The organism is Fictibacillus sp. UD, from assembly GCF_043558025.1.
Classification (GTDB): domain Bacteria; phylum Bacillota; class Bacilli; order Bacillales; family Fictibacillaceae; genus Fictibacillus.
In genome coordinates this window covers 147696-169393 of record NZ_JARUHH010000001.1, presented here as the reverse complement: position 1 = coordinate 169393, position 21698 = coordinate 147696, and the positions used below count along the sequence as shown (strand labels likewise).

The window sequence follows — 21698 nt, the reverse complement described above, 5'->3', positions numbered from 1 at the left end:
CCTTTAAAAAAGAGCAAAAAAATAAACCTTTCAGATGAAAGGTTTAAAAATTCTCCATTGTATTGGATGTGATAGACTTTGGTGGATATGGCGGACATACTTGTAAACTGCTCTTCAGCACTTCAATGCCATCTTCATTTTTCGCTGTAACTTTCATACGTACAAGATGATTATCACGGTCTACCTCTGTGATTTCAAATAGAAAAGTTAGTTTCGAATAATGAAAGACCGGTTTAACAAAAGAAAATTGAGATTCTACGATAGAGCTTCCTGGACCCGGTAAATATTTGGACACAGCAGAAGTTACCATTCCCATGAGCATGATTTGAGGTACGACCGGCTTTTTAAAAGGTGTAAGTGTTGCATAATCATGCTGTATGAACAATGGGTTATTATCATTTGTTAATCCTAAATACAGAAGAAGATCTTTATCTTCTATTGTTTCCTGCATCTCTAGCTTTTCGCCTGCTTGGATTTCGCCTATCTTTCTTCCGAGCTTTCGTTTTTTTCCAATCAGCATTTTAAGACCTCCTTTTCCATGGTAGCGCTTTCATTGTTTATAGGAGAAAAGATTCGGGGTACGCCCGAATCTTTCTTCCTTTCACATGCTTATGCTAATACTTTCATTACTGACTTTACAGACTCCGCGGATTGATCAAGAGCTGCTTTCTCTTCAGCTGTAAGTTCTAGTTCAATAATTTCTTCCAGACCGTTTCCTCCAAGGATAGTCGGAACACCAAGACAGATACCTTCGTAACCGTATTCACCTTCTAAATAAGCGATTGAAGGAAGCACTCTTCGTTGGTCTTTAACGATCGCTTCAACCATCTCAACTAATGAAGCAGCTGGCGCATAATATGCGGAACCGTTACCTAATAGATTAACGATTTCACCGCCGCCTTTACGTGTACGCTCAACAATAGCATCAAGACGATCTTTAGAAATTAATTTTTCTAGTGGTATTCCTCCTGCATAGGAATAGCGTACTAACGGAACCATATCGTCTCCGTGTCCGCCAAGAACAAAGCCAGTAACGTCTTTTACAGAAAGGTTTAACTCCATAGCAACAAATGTGCGGAAACGAGCTGTATCTAGAATTCCAGATTGTCCGATTACACGGCTCTTAGGAAAACCTGACTCTTTTAGAACCGTATAAGTCATAGCATCAACTGGGTTCGTTAAAACGATGATCGTACATTCAGGAGAATGTTTTACGATCTCTTTCGTTACGCTTTTCATGATCCCCGCGTTCGTATTCACTAAGTCATCACGGCTCATTCCAGGCTTACGAGCAATACCAGCAGTAATAACGACTACATCAGAACCCGATGTATCTGCATAATCACTCGTTCCAGTAATCGAAGCGTCAAACCCTTGAACAGGGCTCGCTTCCATCATATCTAGCGCTTTCCCCTTTGTTGGGTTTTCCATTTGGGGAATATCAACTAATACTACGTTTCCAACTTCTTTTTGCCCTAAGATGAATGCCGTCGTTGCTCCGGTAAATCCGCCGCCAATAACTGAAATCTTTTTACGTTTGTTAGCCATGTCTTTCCCTCCAGAAACTTTATAATTTCTTCGTCTTTTGAAAAGACCCCTCGCGAAAGGGGCCAACAAAGATTACATATTTTTGATTAGTTCGTCTGCAAACTCTGAACACTTAACTTCAGTTGCACCGTCCATAAGACGAGCAAAGTCATATGTTACAACTTTACTAGCAATTGTATTTTCCATTGAAGAAAGAACAAGCTTAGCAGCTTCTCCCCAACCTAAATGCTCAAGCATTAATACTCCTGAAAGGATAACGGATGATGGGTTTACTTTATCAAGACCTGCGTATTTTGGAGCAGTACCATGAGTTGCTTCAAAGATTGCATGTCCTGTTTCGTAGTTGATGTTTGCTCCTGGAGCAATACCGATTCCACCAACTTGTGCAGCAAGTGCATCAGAAATGTAGTCACCGTTCAAGTTCATTGTTGCAACTACATCAAATTCAGCTGGACGAGTCAAAATTTGCTGTAAGAAGATATCAGCGATTGAATCTTTCACGATGATCTTCCCAGCAGCTTCAGCGTCAGCTTGAGCTTTGTTAGCTGCGTCTTTTCCGCTCTCTTCAACGATGCGGTCGTATTGAGCCCATGTAAATACTTTGTCGCCGAATTCAGCTTCAGCTAGCTCATAACCCCAGTTCTTGAAAGCACCTTCTGTATATTTCATGATGTTTCCTTTGTGAACAAGCGTTACACTCTTACGGCCTTCGTTGATCGCGTATTGGATCGCAGCACGTACTAGACGCTGAGTTCCTTCTGAAGAAACCGGTTTGATTCCGATTCCTGAAGTTTCAGGGAAACGGATTTTGTTTGCGCCCATCTCATCTTGCAGGAATTGGATCAGTTTTTTCACTTCATCAGAACCGCTTGCATACTCGATACCAGCATAGATGTCTTCTGTGTTTTCACGGAAAATAACCATGTTTGTATCTTCAGGGCGTTTTACTGGTGAAGGAACACCTTTAAAGTATTGAACGGGACGCAAGCAAGTAAAAAGGTCCAACTCTTGTCTTAATGCTACGTTTAAAGAACGGATTCCTCCTCCTACTGGAGTTGTTAAAGGTCCTTTAATCGCAATTATGTAATCGCGAATCACATCAAGTGTTTCTGCAGGCAGCCATTCACCTGTTTGGTTAAACGCTTTTTCTCCAGCAAGAACTTCTTTCCATACGATCTTCTTCTCACCGTTATATGCTTTTTCAACAGCAGCTTCTAATACACGTGAAGCAGCAGCCCAAATATCAGGTCCAGTACCGTCACCTTCGATAAAAGGGATAACCGGTTGATTTGGTACGTTTAATACACCATTGTCGACTGTAATACGTTCTCCGTTAGACATTCTAAATTCCTCCTAATTCTTCAATTGCATGTACTTTACTAGTCTACTAAAAAACATAGGTAAAAGAGAAGAAGAATCCCTTCTCTTTTTACGTTATGTCATATTGATTTAAATTTATCTTTGCTCTAAAGCTACATAATGCTGCATATCAGGTCCGATATATTCAGCACGCGGACGGATTAAGCGGTTGTTTTCGTATTGTTCTAAAATGTGAGCAATCCATCCGGAAACACGGCTGATTGCAAAGATTGGTGTGAATAAGTCATGATCGATTCCTAAGCTGTGGTAAACACTCGCAGAATAGAAATCTACGTTTGGAAGCAATCCTTTTTTCTGCTTTAACGTGTCTTCAATCTTCACGCTCATTGTGTACCATTTCTCTTCCCCAGTTATGGCTGTAAGCTGTTTGGACATTTCACGCAAATGCTTCGCGCGTGGATCACCATTTTTGTACACACGGTGACCAAAGCCCATGATCTTTTGTTTGTTCTCGATTGCATTCTCCAAGTAAGATTCAACATTTGCTTCTTCACCAATTTCAGAAAGCATCTTCATTACTTGTTCATTAGCTCCACCGTGAAGCGGTCCTTTTAGTGCACCGATTGCCGCTGTGATTCCTGAATAGATATCAGAAAGTGTAGCCACACAAACACGCGCAGTAAATGTAGAAGCATTCAACTCATGGTCTGCATGCAACACTAATGCTTTATTAAAGGCTGTTTCAGAAATTTCATCAGGCTCTTTGCCTGTTAGCATATATAGGAAGTTAGCCGCATAGCTAAGTTCTTTTTTAGGAGCGATCGGATCTTTTCCTTCTCTAATACGTGCAAATGCCGTCACAAGGGAAGACATCTGTGCCTGAAGACGGATGGCCTTTTTATAGTTTCCTTCCGTAGACATATCCTCTGCATCTGCATCATACATCGCAAGTGTTGAGACGATTGTACGTAATACAGTCATAGAATGTGCATTCTTCAAAGGAAGCGATTTCATTTGTTCCAACAATTCTGCAGGCAGCTCACTTGCCTCAGCTAGTTCTGATTTAAATTGATCTAATTCAGATTGGTTAGGCAGTTTACCATTCCAAAGCAAGTATACAACTTCCTCAAAAGTTGCATGTTCAGCTAAGTCATCAATGCTATATCCTCTATAGGTTAAAACATCGTCAATGATAGAGCTGACAGAAGATGTTGTTGCAACAATTCCTTCTAATCCTCTTGTAGCTGTCATGGCTATCTCTCCTTTTTTTCTGTTATTCTCTCTTCTCCTTTAATTATTTCACTTTTTAAAAAATAGAAAGAGCTTACATTTTTCTCTTATAAAAAAGGCGGATTGCCTCTTGCATTTCCGGCTTTTTAATCTCAAAACTGAGACTTGAAAAATGAAAGACTATTTAAAGGAAATGGGACATACACATCAATTATAAACAATAATCTGATATTTGTGAACGGATATCACTTAATTCGTATGTGATAGGCCTCATGAACCCGTAAACATCCCGACTATCTTCATTGCCATGTAGGCGATCCCTGCACCGATTAATGGTCCGACTGCTACTCCTTTAAATAGAGCGACAGCAAGAATCGTACCAAACACTAAAGCTGCTGTTATATGAGGGTCATTTTGCAGTAAGTGAAGTCCTCTGCTTGCAATAATAGCAACAAAAACCCCTGATAATAAGGCAATCCAAGCATAAGATGAGCGAAGTGCTTCTGATAGTTGTCTAAAGCCGATTTCACCGGAGGCTATGGGTACTAAAACGGCAATCGTAATAATTGTCACTCCCCAATTTATTCCCTTTTGTTGAATGAGAGAGAACCACTTTTCACCTAATCCGGTAAATTTTAACGCTAATAAAAACGCCACTGCGATTATTAAAGATTGGTTCTTTGCGATTACACCAATGACTAATAATCCTATTAGAAAAAGAATAGGTTCCATAAGTAAAATCCTTTCTGATTAAATGATATGTATGAAAAGGCGGGTGAAAAAAGTGTATACCGAATTGACACATCGATTAATTCGCTTAATCTCTATTCTATTTTTTGCATCAGTTCTTATTTTCACCAGTTATTATGTTTCAGGCATTTTGTATCCATTTATTGCAGGGGCAATTATTGCTCTGCTCATCAATCCATTTGTAGATTTTTTAACTGCCAGATTTAAAATGAATAGAGCACTTGCTGTCATTCTTTCCATATTAGCTCTTCTTGGTGTTCTTGTCTTATTATTAACATTGCTTATTCAAGAAATGATGACCGGATTTGCCTATATTGCCCATGAGTTGCCTGCTTACATTCAAGAGCTTGTGTTTTATTTTGAAAAATCTTTTAAAACAAATATCCTGCCGTTATATCAAGATATGCTCTCTATTTATAGCCAGTTAGGAACTGACCAGCAAGAAACAGTGATGGATAATATCGAGAAGATCGGAACAGGAATTACTACGACAGCTACAAGTATTACTCAAACCATTATTAACAGCGTCTCTTTAATGATTGTAAGTCTTCCTACTTTTTTAACGGTTTTCATTTTTTCATTATTAGCTGCCTTCTTTATTAGCAAAGACTGGTACAGACTGACGGGTTTTCTCACTTCTACCTTTCCTAAAAAGTTAACTTTGACCGTTCATACTGTTTATATTGAATTGAGAAAAGCTTTATTCGGATTTATAAAAGCACAATTAACTTTGATCTCTATAACGGCATGTATCGTATTAGTGGGCTTACTTATTTTACAGATCGATTATGCGGTAACAATTTCTGTGTTAATTGGAGCCATTGATTTGCTTCCATACCTTGGTACAGGCGCAGTCTTTTTACCCTGGATCGCTTATTGTTTCTTAACTGGAAACTATACACTTACAATAGGGCTCTCAATCCTTTATGGTATTGTTGTTGTTCAACGTCAGGTCATGGAGCCTAAACTTTTATCCACAACCATCGGACTGGATCCTCTCGCAACACTAGTTGCTCTGTTTGCAGGGTTCCAGCTATTCGGTTTTGTAGGTCTGATCATAGGTCCCGTGATTCTCGTTATCATGCGAGCACTTTATGAAGCGAAGTTTTTCCACGAAATCTATCAGTTTGTTATGAAGCCTATACAAAAGTAAAAAAGCTGTTTTCGTATTCTATGATGCTTTTAGCAGGTTGATTTTCGTTCCAGGTGCTTCGCTTTCCGCGGGGCAGGCGGTGAGCCACATTCGTACATTCCATGTATAAGTGTCTCACCTGCCCGCCTGTCCCGCAGGAGTCTCACACCTTGCACTCCAATCAACTTGTCAAAGAAGCGAGTGAATTAAAAGATTAAAAAACAACAATCCCTTTAGAAAAGTAGCTAAAAAAACCAAATAAAAAAACGTCTGCTTAATTATTCAAGCAGCGTTTTTTTAGTGAACTTGTCGATTAACATTTTCATGATAATTCCAATCAGCTTGTCCAAGAATCGTTTATAGAAAGCCATTTATAAGAGAACACAAACCAGCTATTAGTCCTAGAGAAGACTTTTAGAAATGGAATACTTCCGGATTCACACTATTTTCTTTTTATAAAATAAAATTGACCTGACTTCATCTTTTGAAAGATTTTTGCTTTTAGCCAAAATTTTACTGGCTTTCTTAACGGGGAAAAGAGTAAAGAAAAACCTAAAAAGTCCGTTAGAAATCCTGGAGTTAACAGAAGAGCTCCTCCAACTAGTATACACGCTCCGTCTAAAACAGCATCACCTGGCATCTGTCCGCTTTCGAGCTGTCTCTTTACACGCTGCAGCGTTTCTGTTCCTTCTTTTTTTGCTAAATAAGCTCCTAATATGCCGGTGAAAAGTATGCATGCGATTGTAGCAGGAATACCTATATATTGCCCTGCTAAAATAAACAGAATTACTTCTATTGTTGGCACTATGATAAAAATTGGCAATAATACTCGGAACAAATTAAACCACCACTTTCAATAGAAAAATAATATCCTGCCCATTTCTAGGATATATGGAGTTTTACGCAGCAAAAAAGAGAAGGTTTCATCCTTCTCTTTTCATCCTTTAGATAACACTCTTTCTTCCATCGTATATATAACCAACAGAAGCATCAATTGTAATCTCTTGACCATCTTTAAAGATATCTGTTGCATTTTGAAGTCCAACAATAACTGGGATGCTTAGAGAAACTCCACAGACAGCCGCATGGCTAGTTAAGCCGCCTTCTTCTGTAATAACAGCTGCAGCTTTTTCAAATGCAGGCATCATATCACGATCTGTGCCGACCGTTACAAGAATCGCTCCTTCTGTCATCTTCTCCATCGCTTCTTGAGCTGTTTTTGCTACAACTACTTTACCTGAAGCGGATGATTGTCCAATTCCTTGAGCTTTTGCAAGCACATCACCAATAATGTGTACTTTCATCAAGTTCGTAGACCCTGATTCACCAACAGGAACACCAGCAGTAATTACAACTAAGTTACCGTGTTGAACAGCCTCTGCTTTTAATGCAGAGTCAATTGCTATTTGGAACATTTCATCCGTAGTTCCTGCTTTTTCTCCTTTAACAGGTGTTACACCCCAAACAAGAGCAAGCTTGCGGCAAACATCTTCATTGCTTGTTACAGCGATGATTGGCGCTTTAGGACGATACTTCGAAATCATTCGAGCTGTTTGCCCTTTTTCTGTTGCCGTGATTACTGCATCTGCATCTAAGTTAAGCGCAGTAAAGGAAACCGATTGGGAAATAGCATCTGTGATTGTTGTTTTGCTTTCTTTGCTTTTAGAAGATAAAAGTGTCTTGTAGTTTAATGAGCTCTCAGCACGGCTGGCAATTTTGTGCATCGTTAGAACTGCTTCAACAGGATAGTTACCAGCAGCCGTTTCTCCTGATAGCATGATAGCGTCTGTACCGTCGAATATAGCGTTAGCTACGTCACTCGCTTCAGCACGTGTAGGACGCGGATTACGCTGCATAGAATCTAACATTTGTGTTGCCGTAATAACTGGTTTTCCGAGCTCGTTACACTTTTTGATAAGCATCTTCTGAACTAGAGGAACTTCTTCAGCAGGGATCTCGACACCAAGGTCACCACGAGCTACCATTAATCCGTCTGATACAGCAAGAATCTCATCAATATTATCTACACCTTCTTGGTTCTCAATCTTAGGGATAATTTGAATATGATTTGCATTGTGTTTGTCCAAAATTTCTCGGATTTCTAGCACATCAGTTGCACGTCGTACGAAAGATGCAGCAATAAAATCAACACCTTGTTCAATACCAAACTCAATATCTTTTGCATCTTTGTCTGTAATACCAGGAAGCTTTACGCTTACGTTCGGTACATTAACACCTTTTTTGTTTTTTAATGTTCCTGAGTTTAAGATTTTTGTAGTAAGTTCATTCTGACCGATTGCAGTTACTTCAAGCTCGATCAATCCATCATCAAGCAGGATTCTTGAACCCACTTCAACATCTTCAACAAGACCAGGGTATGTTACAGAGATCTTCTTATCGTTTCCGATAACTTCTTCCATAGAAACGATCAGTTCATTTCCCGCTACAAGTTCAGCTACTCCACCCTCAAGTGTTTGAGTACGGATTTCAGGACCTTTTGTGTCTAAAAGAATGGCAACCGTTTTACCAAGCTCTTTAGAAGCTTCACGGATATTTATGATTCGTTGACCATGTTCTTCAAAGTCACCATGTGAGAAATTTAGGCGGGAAACGTTCATCCCCGCATTCATCAAATCTTTTAATTTATCAATGCTTTCGCTTGCAGGACCTATCGTACAAACGATTTTAGTTTTACGCATCATGTAAATGGCCTCCTGAGTTCTTTTTTCGCAAGAAGGCATCGTACGGACTAAATACAGATTTCTGCAGCCGTACGATGCTATTTTGCTGGTTATATGGATAATTCCTGAGATAATCGATACATTTGTTTATCAATGTTATGTTTTCTTGATAAAACCTCTGTAATGTCATAATCAACAAGTTTGTTATTTTCAATACCTACTGTACGTCCAGCTTTACCTTCTAATAGCAGTTCAACCGCTTGCGCACCTAGTCGGCTTGCTAATACACGGTCAAAAGCAGTAGGGGATCCGCCACGCTGGATATGTCCTAAAACCGTAACCCTTGTTTCAAACCCTGTAAGTGTTTCAATTTCTTTTGCAACATCAACACCGCTTCCACAGCCTTCAGCAACAATGATAATACTGTGTTTCTTTCCGCGCTCATGTCCTCTTTTAAGTTTTTGAACCACTTGTTCCATCTTGTGATCTTCTTCTGGTATAAGAATGGTTTCTGCTCCATCAGCTAATCCTGCCCATAATGCAAGGTCACCTGCATCTCGTCCCATAACTTCGATGATGTACGTACGTTCATGAGAAGTAGCTGTATCACGAATCTTATCAATAGCATCTATAATCGTATTTAAAGCTGTATCAAATCCAATTGTGAAATCTGTTCCAGGAATATCGTTATCGATCGTTCCAGGAACTCCAATCGTAGGATATCCTTGTTCAGATAACTTCTTCGCTCCCTGGAAAGATCCGTCACCACCGATGACGACTAGGCCTTCGATACCAAATTTCTTTAGCTGCTCGATCCCTTTTTGCTGACCTTCTGGTGTTTTAAACTCTAAACAACGTGCTGAATGAAGCATTGTTCCACCACGATGTATAATATCTCCAACAGAACCTAATTCTAGTTTCTTTATATTCCCTGAAATTAGTCCTGCATAACCATTGTATATCCCATAAACTTCTAAGTCGTGATAGATTCCTTTTCGAACAACCGCTCGAATTGCAGCATTCATGCCGGGTGAATCTCCACCACTCGTAAGAACTCCTATCCGTTTCATGAAACATTTCACCTCTCTAGTTCTCTCGTCTTATTAAAATATCATGTTCAAATGTTGAACACAATAGACAACAATAGACAAAAAAATGCGCCTTTCCTTAAGCAGAAAGGCACATTCCCTATTTAACAACAATGGAATCGTTTACAAACCCAAATTGTCCGATTTTTTTATATTTTTCATAACGCCGATTTATGAGCTCTTCTTCAGACATTGATAACAAGTTATTTAAGGAATCCTCCAAAATCTGGTCGATTAATTCAGCTTGGTGCTTTGCATCTTTATGCGCCCCGCCCTTAACTTCTTCTATGATTTCATCAATAATTCCCATTTCTTTCAAGTCTGGAGCTGTGATTCTCATAGACTCTGCAGCTTTTTTAGCTAATGAAGCGTCTTTCCAAAGAATCGCAGCAGCACCTTCTGGTGAAATAACGGAATAAGTTGAGTTCTCCAGCATGTGTACATAATTACCAACACCCAGTGCAAGAGCACCGCCGCTTCCACCTTCACCGATCACAACACAAATAACAGGAACCGTTAAGCCAGCCATCTCAACAAGATTTCGTGCAATGGCTTCACTTTGTCCTCTTTCTTCTGCTGCTTTCCCAGGATAAGCTCCTTTCGTATCGATAAAACAAATAATCGGCCTATTAAACTTCTCTGCCTGCTTCATCAAACGGAGTGCTTTACGATACCCCTCTGGATGAGGCATACCAAAGTTACGGCGAAGATTTTCCTTCGTATCTTTTCCTCTTTGATGACCGATTACCGTAACAGGAAGTTCCTTATAAAAGGCTACTCCACCAACAATCGCTTCGTCGTCACCAAAAAGGCGGTCTCCATGTAATTCAATGAAATCGGTAAAAAGATAGCGAATATAGTCAAGGGTGGTCGGTCGTTCAGCATGTCGGGCAATTTGAACACGATCCCAAGGTTTCATTTCTGAATACGTACTATTCTCAAGGTTGGACAATTTTTCTTCCAACCTATTGATCTCATCTGTTAAGTCAATACCCTTTTCATCCATAAAAGATTTCAACTCTGCTATCTTTTTTTCAAGTTCGTGTATGGGTCTTTCAAATTCTAGTTCTGCCGCCATGCTTTAACGCCTCCCTTCTGTATGCATCTTTAACAATGTACTCAATGTCTTTTTCATATCACTTCGATGAATAACTCTGTCGAGCTGGCCATGTTTTAACAAAAACTCAGCAGTCTGGAAATCTTCTGGCAATTCTTGACGAATCGTTTGTTCAATGATTCTTCTTCCAGCAAATCCGATTAAAGCTTTTGGCTCTGCGAAGTTATAATCTCCAACAGAAGCAAAACTAGCAGATACTCCCCCAGTCGTTGGGTGTGTCATAACAGAAATAAACAACAAACCTTTGTCACTTAGTCTTCTAAGAGCAACACTCGTTTTGGCCATTTGCATCAGACTTAGAACACCTTCTTGCATACGAGCACCGCCTGATGCCGTGAAAATAATAAATGGAGTTTCATTAACGACGGCGTGTTCAATCGCACGTGTAATTTTTTCCCCGACAACAGAACCCATGCTGCCCATTCTAAACCGGGAATCCATTACAGCCAGTGTTACATCAAGTCCATTCATCTGACCTGCACCCGTAACAACTGCTTCGTTGATCTTTGTTTTCTTTCGGTCCCCCTCAAGCTTTTCCACATAATCAGGGAATTCTAGAGGGTTTCCTGAAATCATATCAGCATCATATTCCGTAAAGGTTCCTTCATCAATAAGAGAAGCTATTCGTTCTTGGGATGACATCGGATAATGATACTGACAGCCTTGACAGACAAGCAGATTTTTTCTTAACTCTTTGGTTACCATGATGTGCTTGCACTCAGGACATTTACTCATAATGCCTTCAGGTACATCTTGTTTTACTTTACCAGTTGGTATCGTGGCATATTTTTTCTTTTTAACAAACAAACCTTTAATCATGAATGAATAACACCACCTATTCGATTGCGTTTAGGGCATCGTTTTGTTTTGATAACAAATTCGTTAGCTTTTCGGCGTTCTTTTGTTCAAGAAGTTCTAGAACTTCTTTACAAAGAGCCGGTGGCCAAAAGGATTTTGCTTGTTGCAATGATGATCCATAACCCGTAAGCTCCACATATAAACGATAAAGAAGATGATTGCCGCATGATTGAATCACAGTTTTTTCAAATTGTTTACAGACTTCATTTGTTTTCCCATTTCCTTCTTTATCCATCTGTTGAATGAATCCCTTCAGGATGCTGATCGTAGATGAATCACATCTAAGAACAGCAAGCTCTGCACAATCCTTGATTACGATATGTCTTGTTTCCTGAAGATCTTGTCTTGCTTTTTTGTCGTTTAAAATGAAAGACGCGAGCACTTCTACAAGACGATGGCCTGTTGCTTCACGTATAAAAGTCCCTTCTCCTCTTCTGGTTTCTATTAAACCGAGCAGTTCAAGAGCCCTTAACGCTTCACGAACAGAAGACCTTCCGGCTTTTAAGCGTTCGCTTAGCTCCCTTTCAGATGGAAGCTTGTCACCCGCTTGAAGACCGTCTTCTACAATAATAGATTTAATCTGCTTTAAAATTTCAATATATACTTTTTCGGTAGGCTGGACAGACATTCCTCTCTCCTTTACCGGTTTCATTCATCTTTTCCGATAATTGCAAGTCTCTTTGTCTTTTCAGCGATGTCTTCTGGACTCATACGAATTCTTGCAACACCTGTTTCCATAGCAGCAGTCGCAACAGCTGCTGCAACTGCAGGAGCTACACGGGGATCAAACGGCGCTGGAATAACGTATTCTGCACTTAGTTCAACAGGATTTACTAAGTTTGCAATGGCATGTACTGCTGCAATCTTCATTTCCTCATTGATATGAGTCGCTCTTACATCAAGAGCACCTCGGAAGATACCAGGGAATGCAAGTACGTTGTTAACTTGGTTCGGGAAATCAGATCGTCCAGTACCAATTACCATCGCTCCTGCTTCACGAGCTTCATGAGGCATAATTTCTGGGTTAGGGTTTGCCATCGCAAAAATAATCGGTTCAGGGTTCATCGATTCTACCATTGCTTTAGTAAGAGCACCTTCTACAGAAACACCAACAAAAACATCAGTACCGCTAATGACATCAGCTAGTGTACCTTCTTGTTTTGTTCGGTTTGTAAACCTTGCTACTTCTTTCTTTACACTATTCATTCCGAATGGACGGCCTTCGTAGATCGCACCTTTTGTATCACACATAATAATGTCTTTTACGCCGAAACGATCTAGCAATTTAATAATTGCGATACCAGCAGCACCGGCACCATTTACGACAACTTTAATTTTAGACATTTCACGTCCAGTTAATTTAAGTGCATTTACTAGGCCCGCTAGAGTAACAATTGCAGTTCCATGCTGATCATCATGGAAGATCGGAATATTTGTTTCTTTTTTTAATCGCTCTTCAACTACGAAACAATTCGGTGCAGCAATATCTTCTAAATTCACTCCACCAAAAGTCGGCTCGAGAAGTTTTACTGTTTCAACAATCTTGTCCACGTCTGTTGTATTCAAACAGATCGGAAATGCATCAACTCCAGCAAAACTCTTAAAAAGAACGGCTTTTCCTTCCATAACCGGAAGTGCAGCTTCAGGTCCAATATTACCTAGACCTAAAACCGCTGTTCCGTCAGAAACAACAGCTACAGTATTGCCTTTCATCGTATAATCATAGACTTTAGATTTATCGTCATAAATATCCTTGCAAGGCTCAGCGACACCTGGAGAATAGGCAAGGCTTAAATCCTTTGCATTGCGAACAGGTACCTTTGATTTTGATTCTAATTTTCCTTGATGGGTGCGGTGCATGTGTAGTGCTTCTTCTCGTAATGTAGACATCTCTTCATCTCCTAATGGTTTTAAAATTTATGGTCGATGAGTCAAATTAGGAGGTGGTCAGACCACTGTTATTGACTCATTCATTATAACAAAAGTAAACAAGCTGTAAAGTTTTTTAATTTCTTCTTAAAACGACATTACCCTCACCAACAACAGATTGCAACTCTGACAATAAATTCTTCGTAGCATTTATTTTTTGTGAAATCTGTACCTTCTGTCTGCTTTCCTCATAGATGAGTACAACAGGTACGCTGCCATTAGATTGCTCCAAAATGGTCTTCACTGCATTTAAATGTTCAGGTGACTGATGTTTTTTATCAATCTTTATAAATACTGCTGGTTGTTCATTGGGTTTTAATTCATGCAGCAGCTTGCATTTATTAATCAGTATCTGTAAGGTTTCGTTGCGCTTTTCAACACTTCCTTCTAAAAATAATTGTTCACCTTTTTGCAGAATACTGTGATGTGCCTCGTACACTTTCGGAAAAGCAACCGCTTCAATCTCCCCGCTCTCATCACTGATTGTCAGAAAAGCCATCAGCTCTCCTTTTTTGGTTTTAATCACACGAACTTTGTCCACTAAAACACCGAGAAGGACTGAAGATCTTTTTTCGTTCAGATCCCTAATATCAGCTGCTCTCCAGCTGCTAAGAATAGCACGATATCGTTCTAACGGGTGAGAGGAAAAGAAAAAGCCAAGCGCTTCTTTTTCAAACTTAAGTTTCTCACTTCCTTGAAAGGGCTGGACAGATACATAAGAAGGCTTGGGAAGATTAATGTCATCATCAAATAGATACATTTGATTTTTTCGTGAGATCTCCTGAAACTCTTCTCCGTATTCAATCGCTGTTTCAAGAGAAGCTAACAGTACAGCTCTGTCTTCTCCAAGATCATCCAGCGCGCCTGCAAAAATTAGCGATTCAAGCGTTCGTTTATTTACAGTTTTCTGGGGACAACGTGCACAAATATCAAACAGATCTTGAAAAGGTTCTTTATCGTTTTCTTCCATAAGGCTTCTAACTGCTTGAAGTCCTACATTTTTTATAGCTAAAAGACCGAATGCAATAGCTGATCCTTGAGATGTAAAAACAGCTGAGCTCTTATTTATAGAAGGAGGCAGGATAGGAACTCCTTTTTGCTCAGACTCTTTTATATATTGATACACTTTATCATGATTGCCAATAACGCTTGAAAGTAATGCAGCCATAAAATATGATGGGTAATTTGCTTTTAAGTAAGCCAGTTGATAGGCGATTACACTGTATGCAACTGCATGGCTCCTTGGGAAACCATAGTCTGCAAAACGAACGATCAGATCATATAAAGCATCAGCAGACTTTTCATCATAGCCTTGTTCTAAACAGCCCGCAACAAAATGCTGACGCTCACGAAGCAAAATATCTCGTTTCTTTTTACCAACTGCTCTTCTTAACAAATCTGCTTCTCCAAGAGTAAATCCAGCAGCTTTTGTTGCAATCTGCATGATCTGTTCTTGATAGACGATAACACCGTATGTTGATTTAAGTATGGGCTCAAGGTCTGGGTGCATATATTCAACCGTCTTTAGACCGTGTTTACCGGCTATATAATCAGGGATGTTTTGCATCGGACCTGGTCGGTAAAGAGCATTGACCGCAACAATGTCTTCAAACTCTGTTGGTTTAAGCTGCTGCAGCACTTTTCTCATTCCATCTGATTCGAGCTGAAACACGCCTGTCGTATCACCTTTTGCAAGAAGCTCAAACGTTTTAGCGTCTGTAAAAGGAATTTCATTAAGCTTGATCTTTACGTTCTCGTTCTTTTCAATCGCGAACAAAATATTTTCAATGAGTGATAAATTGCGCAATCCTAAAAAATCCATCTTCAATAGGCCAGCTGCTTCGAGCCAATCCATGCTGTATTGTGTGAGTGGAATTCCGTCGTGTCCACTCTGCAAAGGAACTTTTTGAACAAGCGGTGAACCTGATAAGACGACGCCTGCTGCATGAGTAGAGGCATGTCTAGGCAACCCTTCAAGTGTCATAGCTATCTCTACAAGTTTTTTTACATCCGCGTCTGTTGTATACGCTTGCTGTAGACCAGCGGATTCTTTTAACGCGTTTTCTAAAGTGATTCCAGGTCTAGCAGGAATATTTTTAGCTGTCAAATCGATGAGCGATGGAGGAAAATCCATGACTCTTCCTGCGTCTCTAATCGCTGCTCTGGCAGCCAATGTGCCAAAGGTTATGATTTGCGCGACATAATCTGTCCCAAATTTGTTCGCAACATATCTTAAGACTTCATCACGGCGGTTGTCAGGAAAATCAATATCAATATCTGGCATCGTCACCCGTTCTGGATTTAAAAAACGTTCAAAAATCAATTGATGATGGATTGGGTCAACGTTTGTTATATGAAGAACATAAGCCACTAAAGAACCGGCTGCCGAACCCCTTCCTGGGCCAGTAATCATCTTTTCATCATGAGCAAACTTCATGAAATCCCATACGATCAGAAAATAGTCTTCAAAATTCATATTCTTAATGATAGTAAGCTCGTACGAAAGCCGATCTTTAATCTCTGGTGTTATTGTTTCATATCTGTTTAAAAGGCCCTCTTCACACAATTCAGTTAAGTATTCATAACTGTTTCGGTTAGCCGGAACTGGGTATTTTGGGAGAGCTATATTGCCTAGTTCAAGCTTTAAAGAGCATCTCTCTGCAAGTTTAGCTGTTTCGGATAAAGCTTCTGGTACATGTGAGAATAATTCTTCCATCTCATGCTGTGATTTCAAATAAAACTCATTCGTTGGAAGTTTATATCGATCACGATTATTAATCTTTTCTCCTTGCTTTATACATAACAGAATGTCATGAGCGTCAGCATCTTCCTTTTTCACATAATACGTTTCATGCATACAAACTAACGGTATGTGAAATTTTCTAGAGAGAGATTGCAATTGCATGTTTACCGTTTTTTCAAGCCCCGTATTATGATCTTCAAGTCCAAGATAAAAACGATCAGGGAACCAATGCTTATAAAATTCAAGCAATCTATTCAGTTTACCGTCTTCATGATTTTCATTAACCAGGTATTTCTGAATCTCGCCCTCTGAACCAGACGAAATAGCAATCAGGCCGGCAGCATGTTTTGAGATCTCTGTATGAGTAAGTGGTAACACTTCCCCTTCTTGTTTCGTTTGCATAAGCGTAGTAAGTTTTAATAAATTTTCATAGCCTTCATTGTTTATGGCATATAAAAGTATTTTATGTGATGAGCGTATTTTCTCCTTAGTGTTTTGGTGCTGTGTTCCTATTTCGGCTTCTAGACCGATTATAGGCTGGATTCCTGCTTTTAAGCATGCAGTATAGAACTTTAAAGCACCGTACATATTTGATTTATCTGTTATGGCAAGCGCCTTATAGCCCAATTCTTTTGCACATTGAACTAGCTCTTCAATTCGGCAAGAGCTTTCTAGAAGCGAATATTCACTATGTATATGCAAAGGGACAAATCCCATACTCTTCACTTCCTTTCGCACCTGTTTGCAACTTCATTATAGTACAGAAGTTCGCATGTGTTAATGAAACAGTTTTCATTATAGGGAGTTTATTATTTCTAAGATGTTTTCAAAAATTGGAAGTTTTAGAAAATAACTTCTCTTTTAATAAAAATTTTTGCTTTCAAATGTTGTCTTCTATGATTGATGATTGGAGTGCAAGGTGCGAGACTCCTGCGGGACAGGCGGGCAGGTGAGACACTTATACGTGGAACGTACGAATGTGGCTCACCGCCTGCCCCGCGGAAAGCGAGCACCTGGAACGGAAATCATTCACTTCCAAAAGCTACAAAGCGAAAACAGCTTAATAAAAAGCCAAATGAAACGAGCATACACTTCTCAAGTTGTCCATACATTTAGTAGGAGAGGAGGATGTCTCATGGTAAGAGATTTTTTTTCAAACATGATCTTAGACTTTGCCATTGCTTTTGGCGTTTTATTAGGCGGTGCATTAATTGGTGGCCTTGCAGCATTTCTGGTAGGTAAAGCTCCTATATACGAAATGATGGAGCTGGCAAAGAGACTTAAAATATGGGCCATCGTCGCGGCTATTGGAGGAACATTTGATACGATCACAAACTTTGAGCGCAGTTTTGAAAATGGCGCCACTATAGAGATTTTTAAGCAATTAACCTATATATTTGTAGCGATTGCAGGAGCCAATACGGCTATGCAGTTAATTCAATGGCTTAGCCAGGAGAACATCAACTGATGAGGATTCCTCCGCTGTATCAACGAAAAGGCTACCAGCGTTTTTTTGCTGGAATGGCGATAGGATTTATTATCGGCTGGGCATTTTTTTTAATACAAGGCGGCTTGGCTCATGAAAGGCTTATTCATAAATTAGAAGATCAGAAATTAGAGTTAGATGATTATAAGAAAAAAAACGAGATTCTAACTTCTGATGACAAAAGAGCAAATGAAGAACTTGCAAAGAAATTTAAACTTCATGAGATCAATGTAAGGTTTTCAAATTCAGACTCTCAAAAATTATCAAACCTGACAAGAATGCATTTAATAAAAGCAGTTGAAGACGATTTAGAGCATCTTATAGGAGAAGATACAGAAACGATCGCTAAGAGTAATACACTGCTTTTCCAAGCGATAGAAAATAAACCCTATCGCCTCGATGATGATGAACAAGCTTACCGAGTTAAGATTGACCACCTATATCTGTATACAGGAGTGCTTCGAATCTATATTTCTGCAAAGATAAATGAATGATTATGCATAAATAATGGTCGAATTATTACGTTTTTATGAATCTTTGGGCAAAGAAATAGCAATACCTCCTTAATTTGTATAAAATAATGAGTAAAGAAGTGAATATTGGGGGGGAACTACATGATTATCAATCGAAAAGAACTTGCCCGTGAAAAGGTAAAGGAATTACAGAATGGTTTTTCTGCTTTTGCGGAAACGAAAGAAGTAGCAGACCTGATCAAAAGAGAGCTTGCAAAATTAAACTTGAAAGTGCATGAAGATGTAACGGATGTTGGCTCTTGGTTTATCCCTGAAAAAGCTAACTAATTTACGATTTAAAGCATAAAAAGGCCCCCCGATGAGGCCTTTTTTATTTTGCTTGGTATTCTTTACAAAGGTTTCTGAGTTCCGTAAGCACAGACAGCGTTTCATCCTTTGTATACACCGTTGCACCAGATGCCCTCGGATGACCTCCACCGTTAAATTTAGCTGCAATCTTATTTACCACTGGCCCTTTTGAGCGCAACCTTACTCTAATCTGGTCAGGCTCATCCACAAAAAATACCCAAGCCAGCAACCCTTCAACATGAGAAAAAGAGTTTACTAGCAGTGACGCTTCACTGGCATTTATGTTGAACTCATTTAATGTATCTTTCGTTAAATGGATATACCCTACACAATCATCTACTACTGAAAAGTTCTGCAAAACATGTCCGTTTAATCTTACGAGTTTCTCAGAAATCTTATATAAATTCTCATGTATTTCTGATGGAGAAAATCCAGTCTCTAACAATGCTGCTGTATAGCGGTGGGTTTTCTGAGTCGTGTTCGCAAACAAAAATCGTCCGGTATCTCCAATAATACCTGCATATAAAAGTCTTGCTGCGCTTTTATCTAATTTCAGTCCCTGCTCATGTCCTGAAAGGTATAGATCCATAATCATCTCAGAAGTAGAACTTGCTTCTGTATCTACCCAGATTAAATCTCCGTAAGGATCCTCATTCGGATGGTGATCGATCTTAATTACAAGATCGCCTAACGAGTAACGGTTATCACTGATTCTCGGAGAATTGGCTGTATCGCAAATAATAACTAAAGCACCTTGGTATACATCATCTTCAATACCGTCCATTCTGTTCAGAAACGCCAATCCTGCTTCTTCTTCTCCAACTGCATAAACTTCCTTATGGGGATAACTCGCCTTAATAATAGAAGCAAGTCCGCCTTGCGATCCGAGCGCATCTGGGTCTGGTCTAACATGACGATGAATGATGATTTTTTCATACTGTTCAATTTTCTGTAAGATTTCTTCTTTCATAGCAGACTCCTTTTAGATGTCGTTGTGGCAATTATGGTTTTAAACGTTTACAATATAGTGGAGTAAAAATGTGGGGGAGTTTTTTAATGCCGATCTTTATTATTCTTATTATACTTTCTTTTAGTTTGTATGTGTTTTATAAAGTTTCAGAAGTACGTGCAAAAGAACCTTTCTTAAAGCGCTGGACAGGAACAAAAGCAAAAATGGCACTTGGGGCGTTCTTAGCATCATTCGGTTTAAACGAGCTGACTGCTGTAGAAGGCCGCGTGCAGCTTTGGGTCGCACTGATCTTCTTAGCATATGGAATCGTACTATTAATCATGAACTATAAAATGTACAAGCATTTTCTTACACTTGCACGAGAAGAAGCACAGAAAAATTAATAAGTATGGATAAAAAGTCCCTTTAATAGGGACTTTTTTAGTATTCTTTAAAAAAGTTTGGCTTTTAGGAACAGATTTTCTAAATCCTTCACTGACAAGTTGATTGAAGTGTAAGGTGGCGAGACTCCTGCGGGACAAGCGGTCAGGTGAGACCCTTAAAGGCGCAAAGCGGCAAGGGGCTCACCGCCTGCCCCGCGGAAAGCGAGCCACCTGAAACGGAAATCAACTACTCACAAGAACAACAAAGGATAAGAAAAAAGTCTTTTTTATGACCGGTGATCGAGAAGCTGAGCCATCATCATCGCTTTTCCAACAATCTTTCCTTCATGATGAATTTCTACATCTACTTTCCCAAATTTCCGGCTCACTTCCAGAACTCTTGGTATCAATTCAATGTCACTGTCGATTTGAACCGGCTTGATATAGTAGAATGTTACGTTCTCAACAACAAGGTCACCTTTTTTAATTCTTCTCAACGCTTTACGAGCTGTCTCGGTTACTAAAGTCATCAGTACACCATAAGAGACTGTGCCGAGGTGATTGGTCATCTGAGGTGTGATCCTGCAAGTAAACGTAACTTCATTATCCACCTTTTGTTCTTTTAACTCTGTAGTGATCAGGTCATCGAAAGTGGCTCCAACTTGCGGCTGCTTCTGCATCATCTGCATCGCTTTCAAAACATCTTGCCTTGTTAAAATTCCAATGAGTTTATGAGAAGAACCGATAACCGGCAGCAGTTCAATTCCTTCCCAAATCATCATGTGAGCACATGCTGCTACAGATGTTTTTTCTGTAACCGTTAAAGGAGCACGAGTCATGACCTTTTCTACTTGCATGGATACAGGAACTCCAATAATGTCTTTAGAAGTTACTACACCCGTTACACGATTAGCCTGATCCACAACAGGATAACGGCTGTGCATCGTCTCTTGGTTTAATTCATGCCACTTCAAAACTTTATCATGCTGAAAGAGGTAATGCGTTTCATCAATTGGTATCAATATATCAGAGGCTAATACGATATCCTTTTTGATTAAGCGGTCATGTATCGCCTTATTGATCATCGTTGCTACAGTAAATGTATCGTAACTTGTTGAAATCACAGGAAGTTCAAGTTCATCTGCAAGTCTCTTCACTTCTTCTTCCGTATCGAAGCCCCCAGTTACTAAAATCGCACTTCCAGCTTTAAGTCCTAATTCATGCGCGTTCACACGGTTACCAACAATTAAAAGACTTCCAGCATCAACATAACGCATCATCGCTTCTAGTTTCATAGCACCGATAACAAACTTATGAAGCGTTTTGTGAAGCCCTGCGCGCCCGCCAAGTACTTGTCCTTCAACAATATTTACGACTTCGGCGAACGTTAGCTTTTCAATATTGCTCTTCGCTTGTCTTTCAATACGTATCGTACCAACACGTTCAATGGTACTTACGATTCCTTGGTTCTCAGCTTCTTTAATCGCTCGATAAGCTGTACCTTCACTGACCGTTAAATCTTTTGCAATTTGCCGAACGGAGATTTTTGATCCGACATCAAGGTCCAAAATATGCTGCAATATTTGTTCATGCTTGGTAAGCATTACATTCACCGTTCCTTTTACCTGTATCTATCTGTTTTGTTTATTTGACTAATACAGAT

20 protein-coding genes and 1 pseudogene are annotated in these 21698 nt (G+C 39.5%); 5 read left to right on the top strand and 16 right to left on the bottom strand.

Annotation, left to right across the window (positions count from 1 at the left end; genetic code table 11):
- Nucleotides 1-43: 43 nt before the first annotated feature.
- The 5 genes from P8610_RS00870 to P8610_RS00850 form a co-directional block, all read right to left on the bottom strand.
- Nucleotides 44-520 carry a MaoC family dehydratase gene (locus tag P8610_RS00870; protein ID WP_394602769.1) on the bottom strand — a complete coding sequence of 159 codons (477 nt, stop codon included), beginning with the start codon at nucleotides 518-520 and terminating at the stop codon, nucleotides 44-46.
- 89 nt (nucleotides 521-609) lie between these two features.
- A complete protein-coding gene (gene mdh / locus P8610_RS00865; RefSeq protein ID WP_394602768.1) occupies nucleotides 610-1548 on the bottom strand; it encodes a malate dehydrogenase in 939 nt (312 codons plus the stop codon).
- Between the two features lie 72 nt (nucleotides 1549-1620).
- Entirely contained in the window at nucleotides 1621-2889 is a 1269-nt protein-coding gene (gene icd / locus P8610_RS00860; protein WP_066396762.1) for an NADP-dependent isocitrate dehydrogenase, read from the bottom strand.
- Between the two features lie 114 nt (nucleotides 2890-3003).
- Nucleotides 3004-4119, bottom strand: a complete 1116-nt coding sequence (citZ, locus tag P8610_RS00855; RefSeq protein ID WP_289494870.1) for a citrate synthase — start codon at nucleotides 4117-4119, stop codon at nucleotides 3004-3006.
- Between the two features lie 249 nt (nucleotides 4120-4368).
- A complete protein-coding gene (locus P8610_RS00850) occupies nucleotides 4369-4830 on the bottom strand; it encodes a DUF441 domain-containing protein (RefSeq protein WP_394602767.1) in 462 nt (153 codons plus the stop codon).
- A gap of 52 nt (nucleotides 4831-4882) precedes the next feature.
- Between P8610_RS00850 and ytvI the strand changes: the two genes are divergently transcribed.
- Nucleotides 4883-6001, top strand: a complete 1119-nt coding sequence (gene ytvI / locus P8610_RS00845) for a sporulation integral membrane protein YtvI (RefSeq protein WP_394602766.1) — start codon at nucleotides 4883-4885, stop codon at nucleotides 5999-6001.
- Here ytvI and P8610_RS00840 read toward each other — a convergent pair.
- From P8610_RS00840 to dnaE, 9 genes and pseudogenes are all read right to left on the bottom strand, one after another.
- Nucleotides 5988-6119, bottom strand: a complete 132-nt coding sequence (locus tag P8610_RS00840) for a hypothetical protein (protein WP_394602765.1) — start codon at nucleotides 6117-6119, stop codon at nucleotides 5988-5990. The two genes, ytvI and P8610_RS00840, sit on opposite strands and share 14 nt — an antisense overlap.
- A gap of 303 nt (nucleotides 6120-6422) precedes the next feature.
- Nucleotides 6423-6818, bottom strand: a complete 396-nt coding sequence (locus P8610_RS00835; RefSeq protein WP_394602764.1) for an FxsA family protein — start codon at nucleotides 6816-6818, stop codon at nucleotides 6423-6425.
- 106 nt (nucleotides 6819-6924) lie between these two features.
- Nucleotides 6925-8679 (bottom strand): pyruvate kinase, encoded by a 1755-nt coding sequence (gene pyk / locus P8610_RS00830; RefSeq protein WP_289497589.1) that lies wholly within the window; start codon nucleotides 8677-8679, stop codon nucleotides 6925-6927.
- A gap of 92 nt (nucleotides 8680-8771) precedes the next feature.
- Complete coding sequence (gene pfkA, locus P8610_RS00825; RefSeq protein ID WP_289494866.1) at nucleotides 8772-9731, bottom strand: 6-phosphofructokinase; 960 nt, start codon at nucleotides 9729-9731, stop codon at nucleotides 8772-8774.
- Nucleotides 9732-9849: 118 nt separating this feature from the next.
- Nucleotides 9850-10827, bottom strand: a complete 978-nt coding sequence (gene accA / locus P8610_RS00820; protein WP_394602763.1) for an acetyl-CoA carboxylase carboxyl transferase subunit alpha — start codon at nucleotides 10825-10827, stop codon at nucleotides 9850-9852.
- Nucleotides 10812-11685, bottom strand: a pseudogene (accD, locus tag P8610_RS00815) (acetyl-CoA carboxylase, carboxyltransferase subunit beta). The gene accA and the pseudogene accD overlap by 16 nt, the downstream one beginning before the upstream one ends.
- 16 nt (nucleotides 11686-11701) lie before the next feature.
- On the bottom strand, nucleotides 11702-12352 hold the full coding sequence (locus tag P8610_RS00810) for a FadR/GntR family transcriptional regulator (RefSeq protein ID WP_394602762.1): 651 nt from the start codon (nucleotides 12350-12352) through the stop codon (nucleotides 11702-11704).
- Nucleotides 12353-12372: 20 nt separating this feature from the next.
- A complete protein-coding gene (locus tag P8610_RS00805; protein ID WP_289494862.1) occupies nucleotides 12373-13614 on the bottom strand; it encodes an NAD(P)-dependent malic enzyme in 1242 nt (413 codons plus the stop codon).
- Nucleotides 13615-13729: 115 nt separating this feature from the next.
- Nucleotides 13730-17113 carry a DNA polymerase III subunit alpha gene (gene dnaE / locus P8610_RS00800; RefSeq protein ID WP_394602761.1) on the bottom strand — a complete coding sequence of 1128 codons (3384 nt, stop codon included), beginning with the start codon at nucleotides 17111-17113 and terminating at the stop codon, nucleotides 13730-13732.
- 202 nt (nucleotides 17114-17315) lie between these two features.
- On the opposite strand from dnaE, the gene P8610_RS00795 reads away from it, so the two are divergent.
- The 3 genes from P8610_RS00795 (at nucleotide 17316) to P8610_RS00785 (ending at nucleotide 18682) form a co-directional block, all read left to right on the top strand.
- Nucleotides 17316-17864 carry a YtrH family sporulation protein gene (locus P8610_RS00795; protein ID WP_394602760.1) on the top strand — a complete coding sequence of 183 codons (549 nt, stop codon included), beginning with the start codon at nucleotides 17316-17318 and terminating at the stop codon, nucleotides 17862-17864.
- Nucleotides 17864-18376, top strand: a complete 513-nt coding sequence (ytrI, locus tag P8610_RS00790) for a sporulation membrane protein YtrI (protein WP_289494858.1) — start codon at nucleotides 17864-17866, stop codon at nucleotides 18374-18376. The genes P8610_RS00795 and ytrI overlap by 1 nt, the downstream gene beginning before the upstream one ends.
- A 120-nt stretch (nucleotides 18377-18496) precedes the next feature.
- Nucleotides 18497-18682: a hypothetical protein gene (locus tag P8610_RS00785; RefSeq protein ID WP_066396796.1), complete on the top strand. Its 186-nt coding sequence runs from the start codon at nucleotides 18497-18499 to the stop codon at nucleotides 18680-18682.
- Nucleotides 18683-18725: 43 nt separating this feature from the next.
- On the opposite strand, the gene P8610_RS00780 is transcribed toward P8610_RS00785, so the two are convergent.
- Complete coding sequence (locus tag P8610_RS00780) at nucleotides 18726-19673, bottom strand: DHH family phosphoesterase (protein ID WP_394602759.1); 948 nt, start codon at nucleotides 19671-19673, stop codon at nucleotides 18726-18728.
- A gap of 86 nt (nucleotides 19674-19759) precedes the next feature.
- On the opposite strand from P8610_RS00780, the gene P8610_RS00775 reads away from it, so the two are divergent.
- Nucleotides 19760-20056: a YtpI family protein gene (locus P8610_RS00775; protein ID WP_066243718.1), complete on the top strand. Its 297-nt coding sequence runs from the start codon at nucleotides 19760-19762 to the stop codon at nucleotides 20054-20056.
- A gap of 266 nt (nucleotides 20057-20322) precedes the next feature.
- Here P8610_RS00775 and P8610_RS00770 read toward each other — a convergent pair whose 3' ends face one another.
- Nucleotides 20323-21639, bottom strand: coding sequence for a DRTGG domain-containing protein (locus tag P8610_RS00770; RefSeq protein WP_394602758.1), 1317 nt, complete (start codon nucleotides 21637-21639; stop codon nucleotides 20323-20325).
- Between the last annotated feature and the right edge of the window lie 59 nt (nucleotides 21640-21698).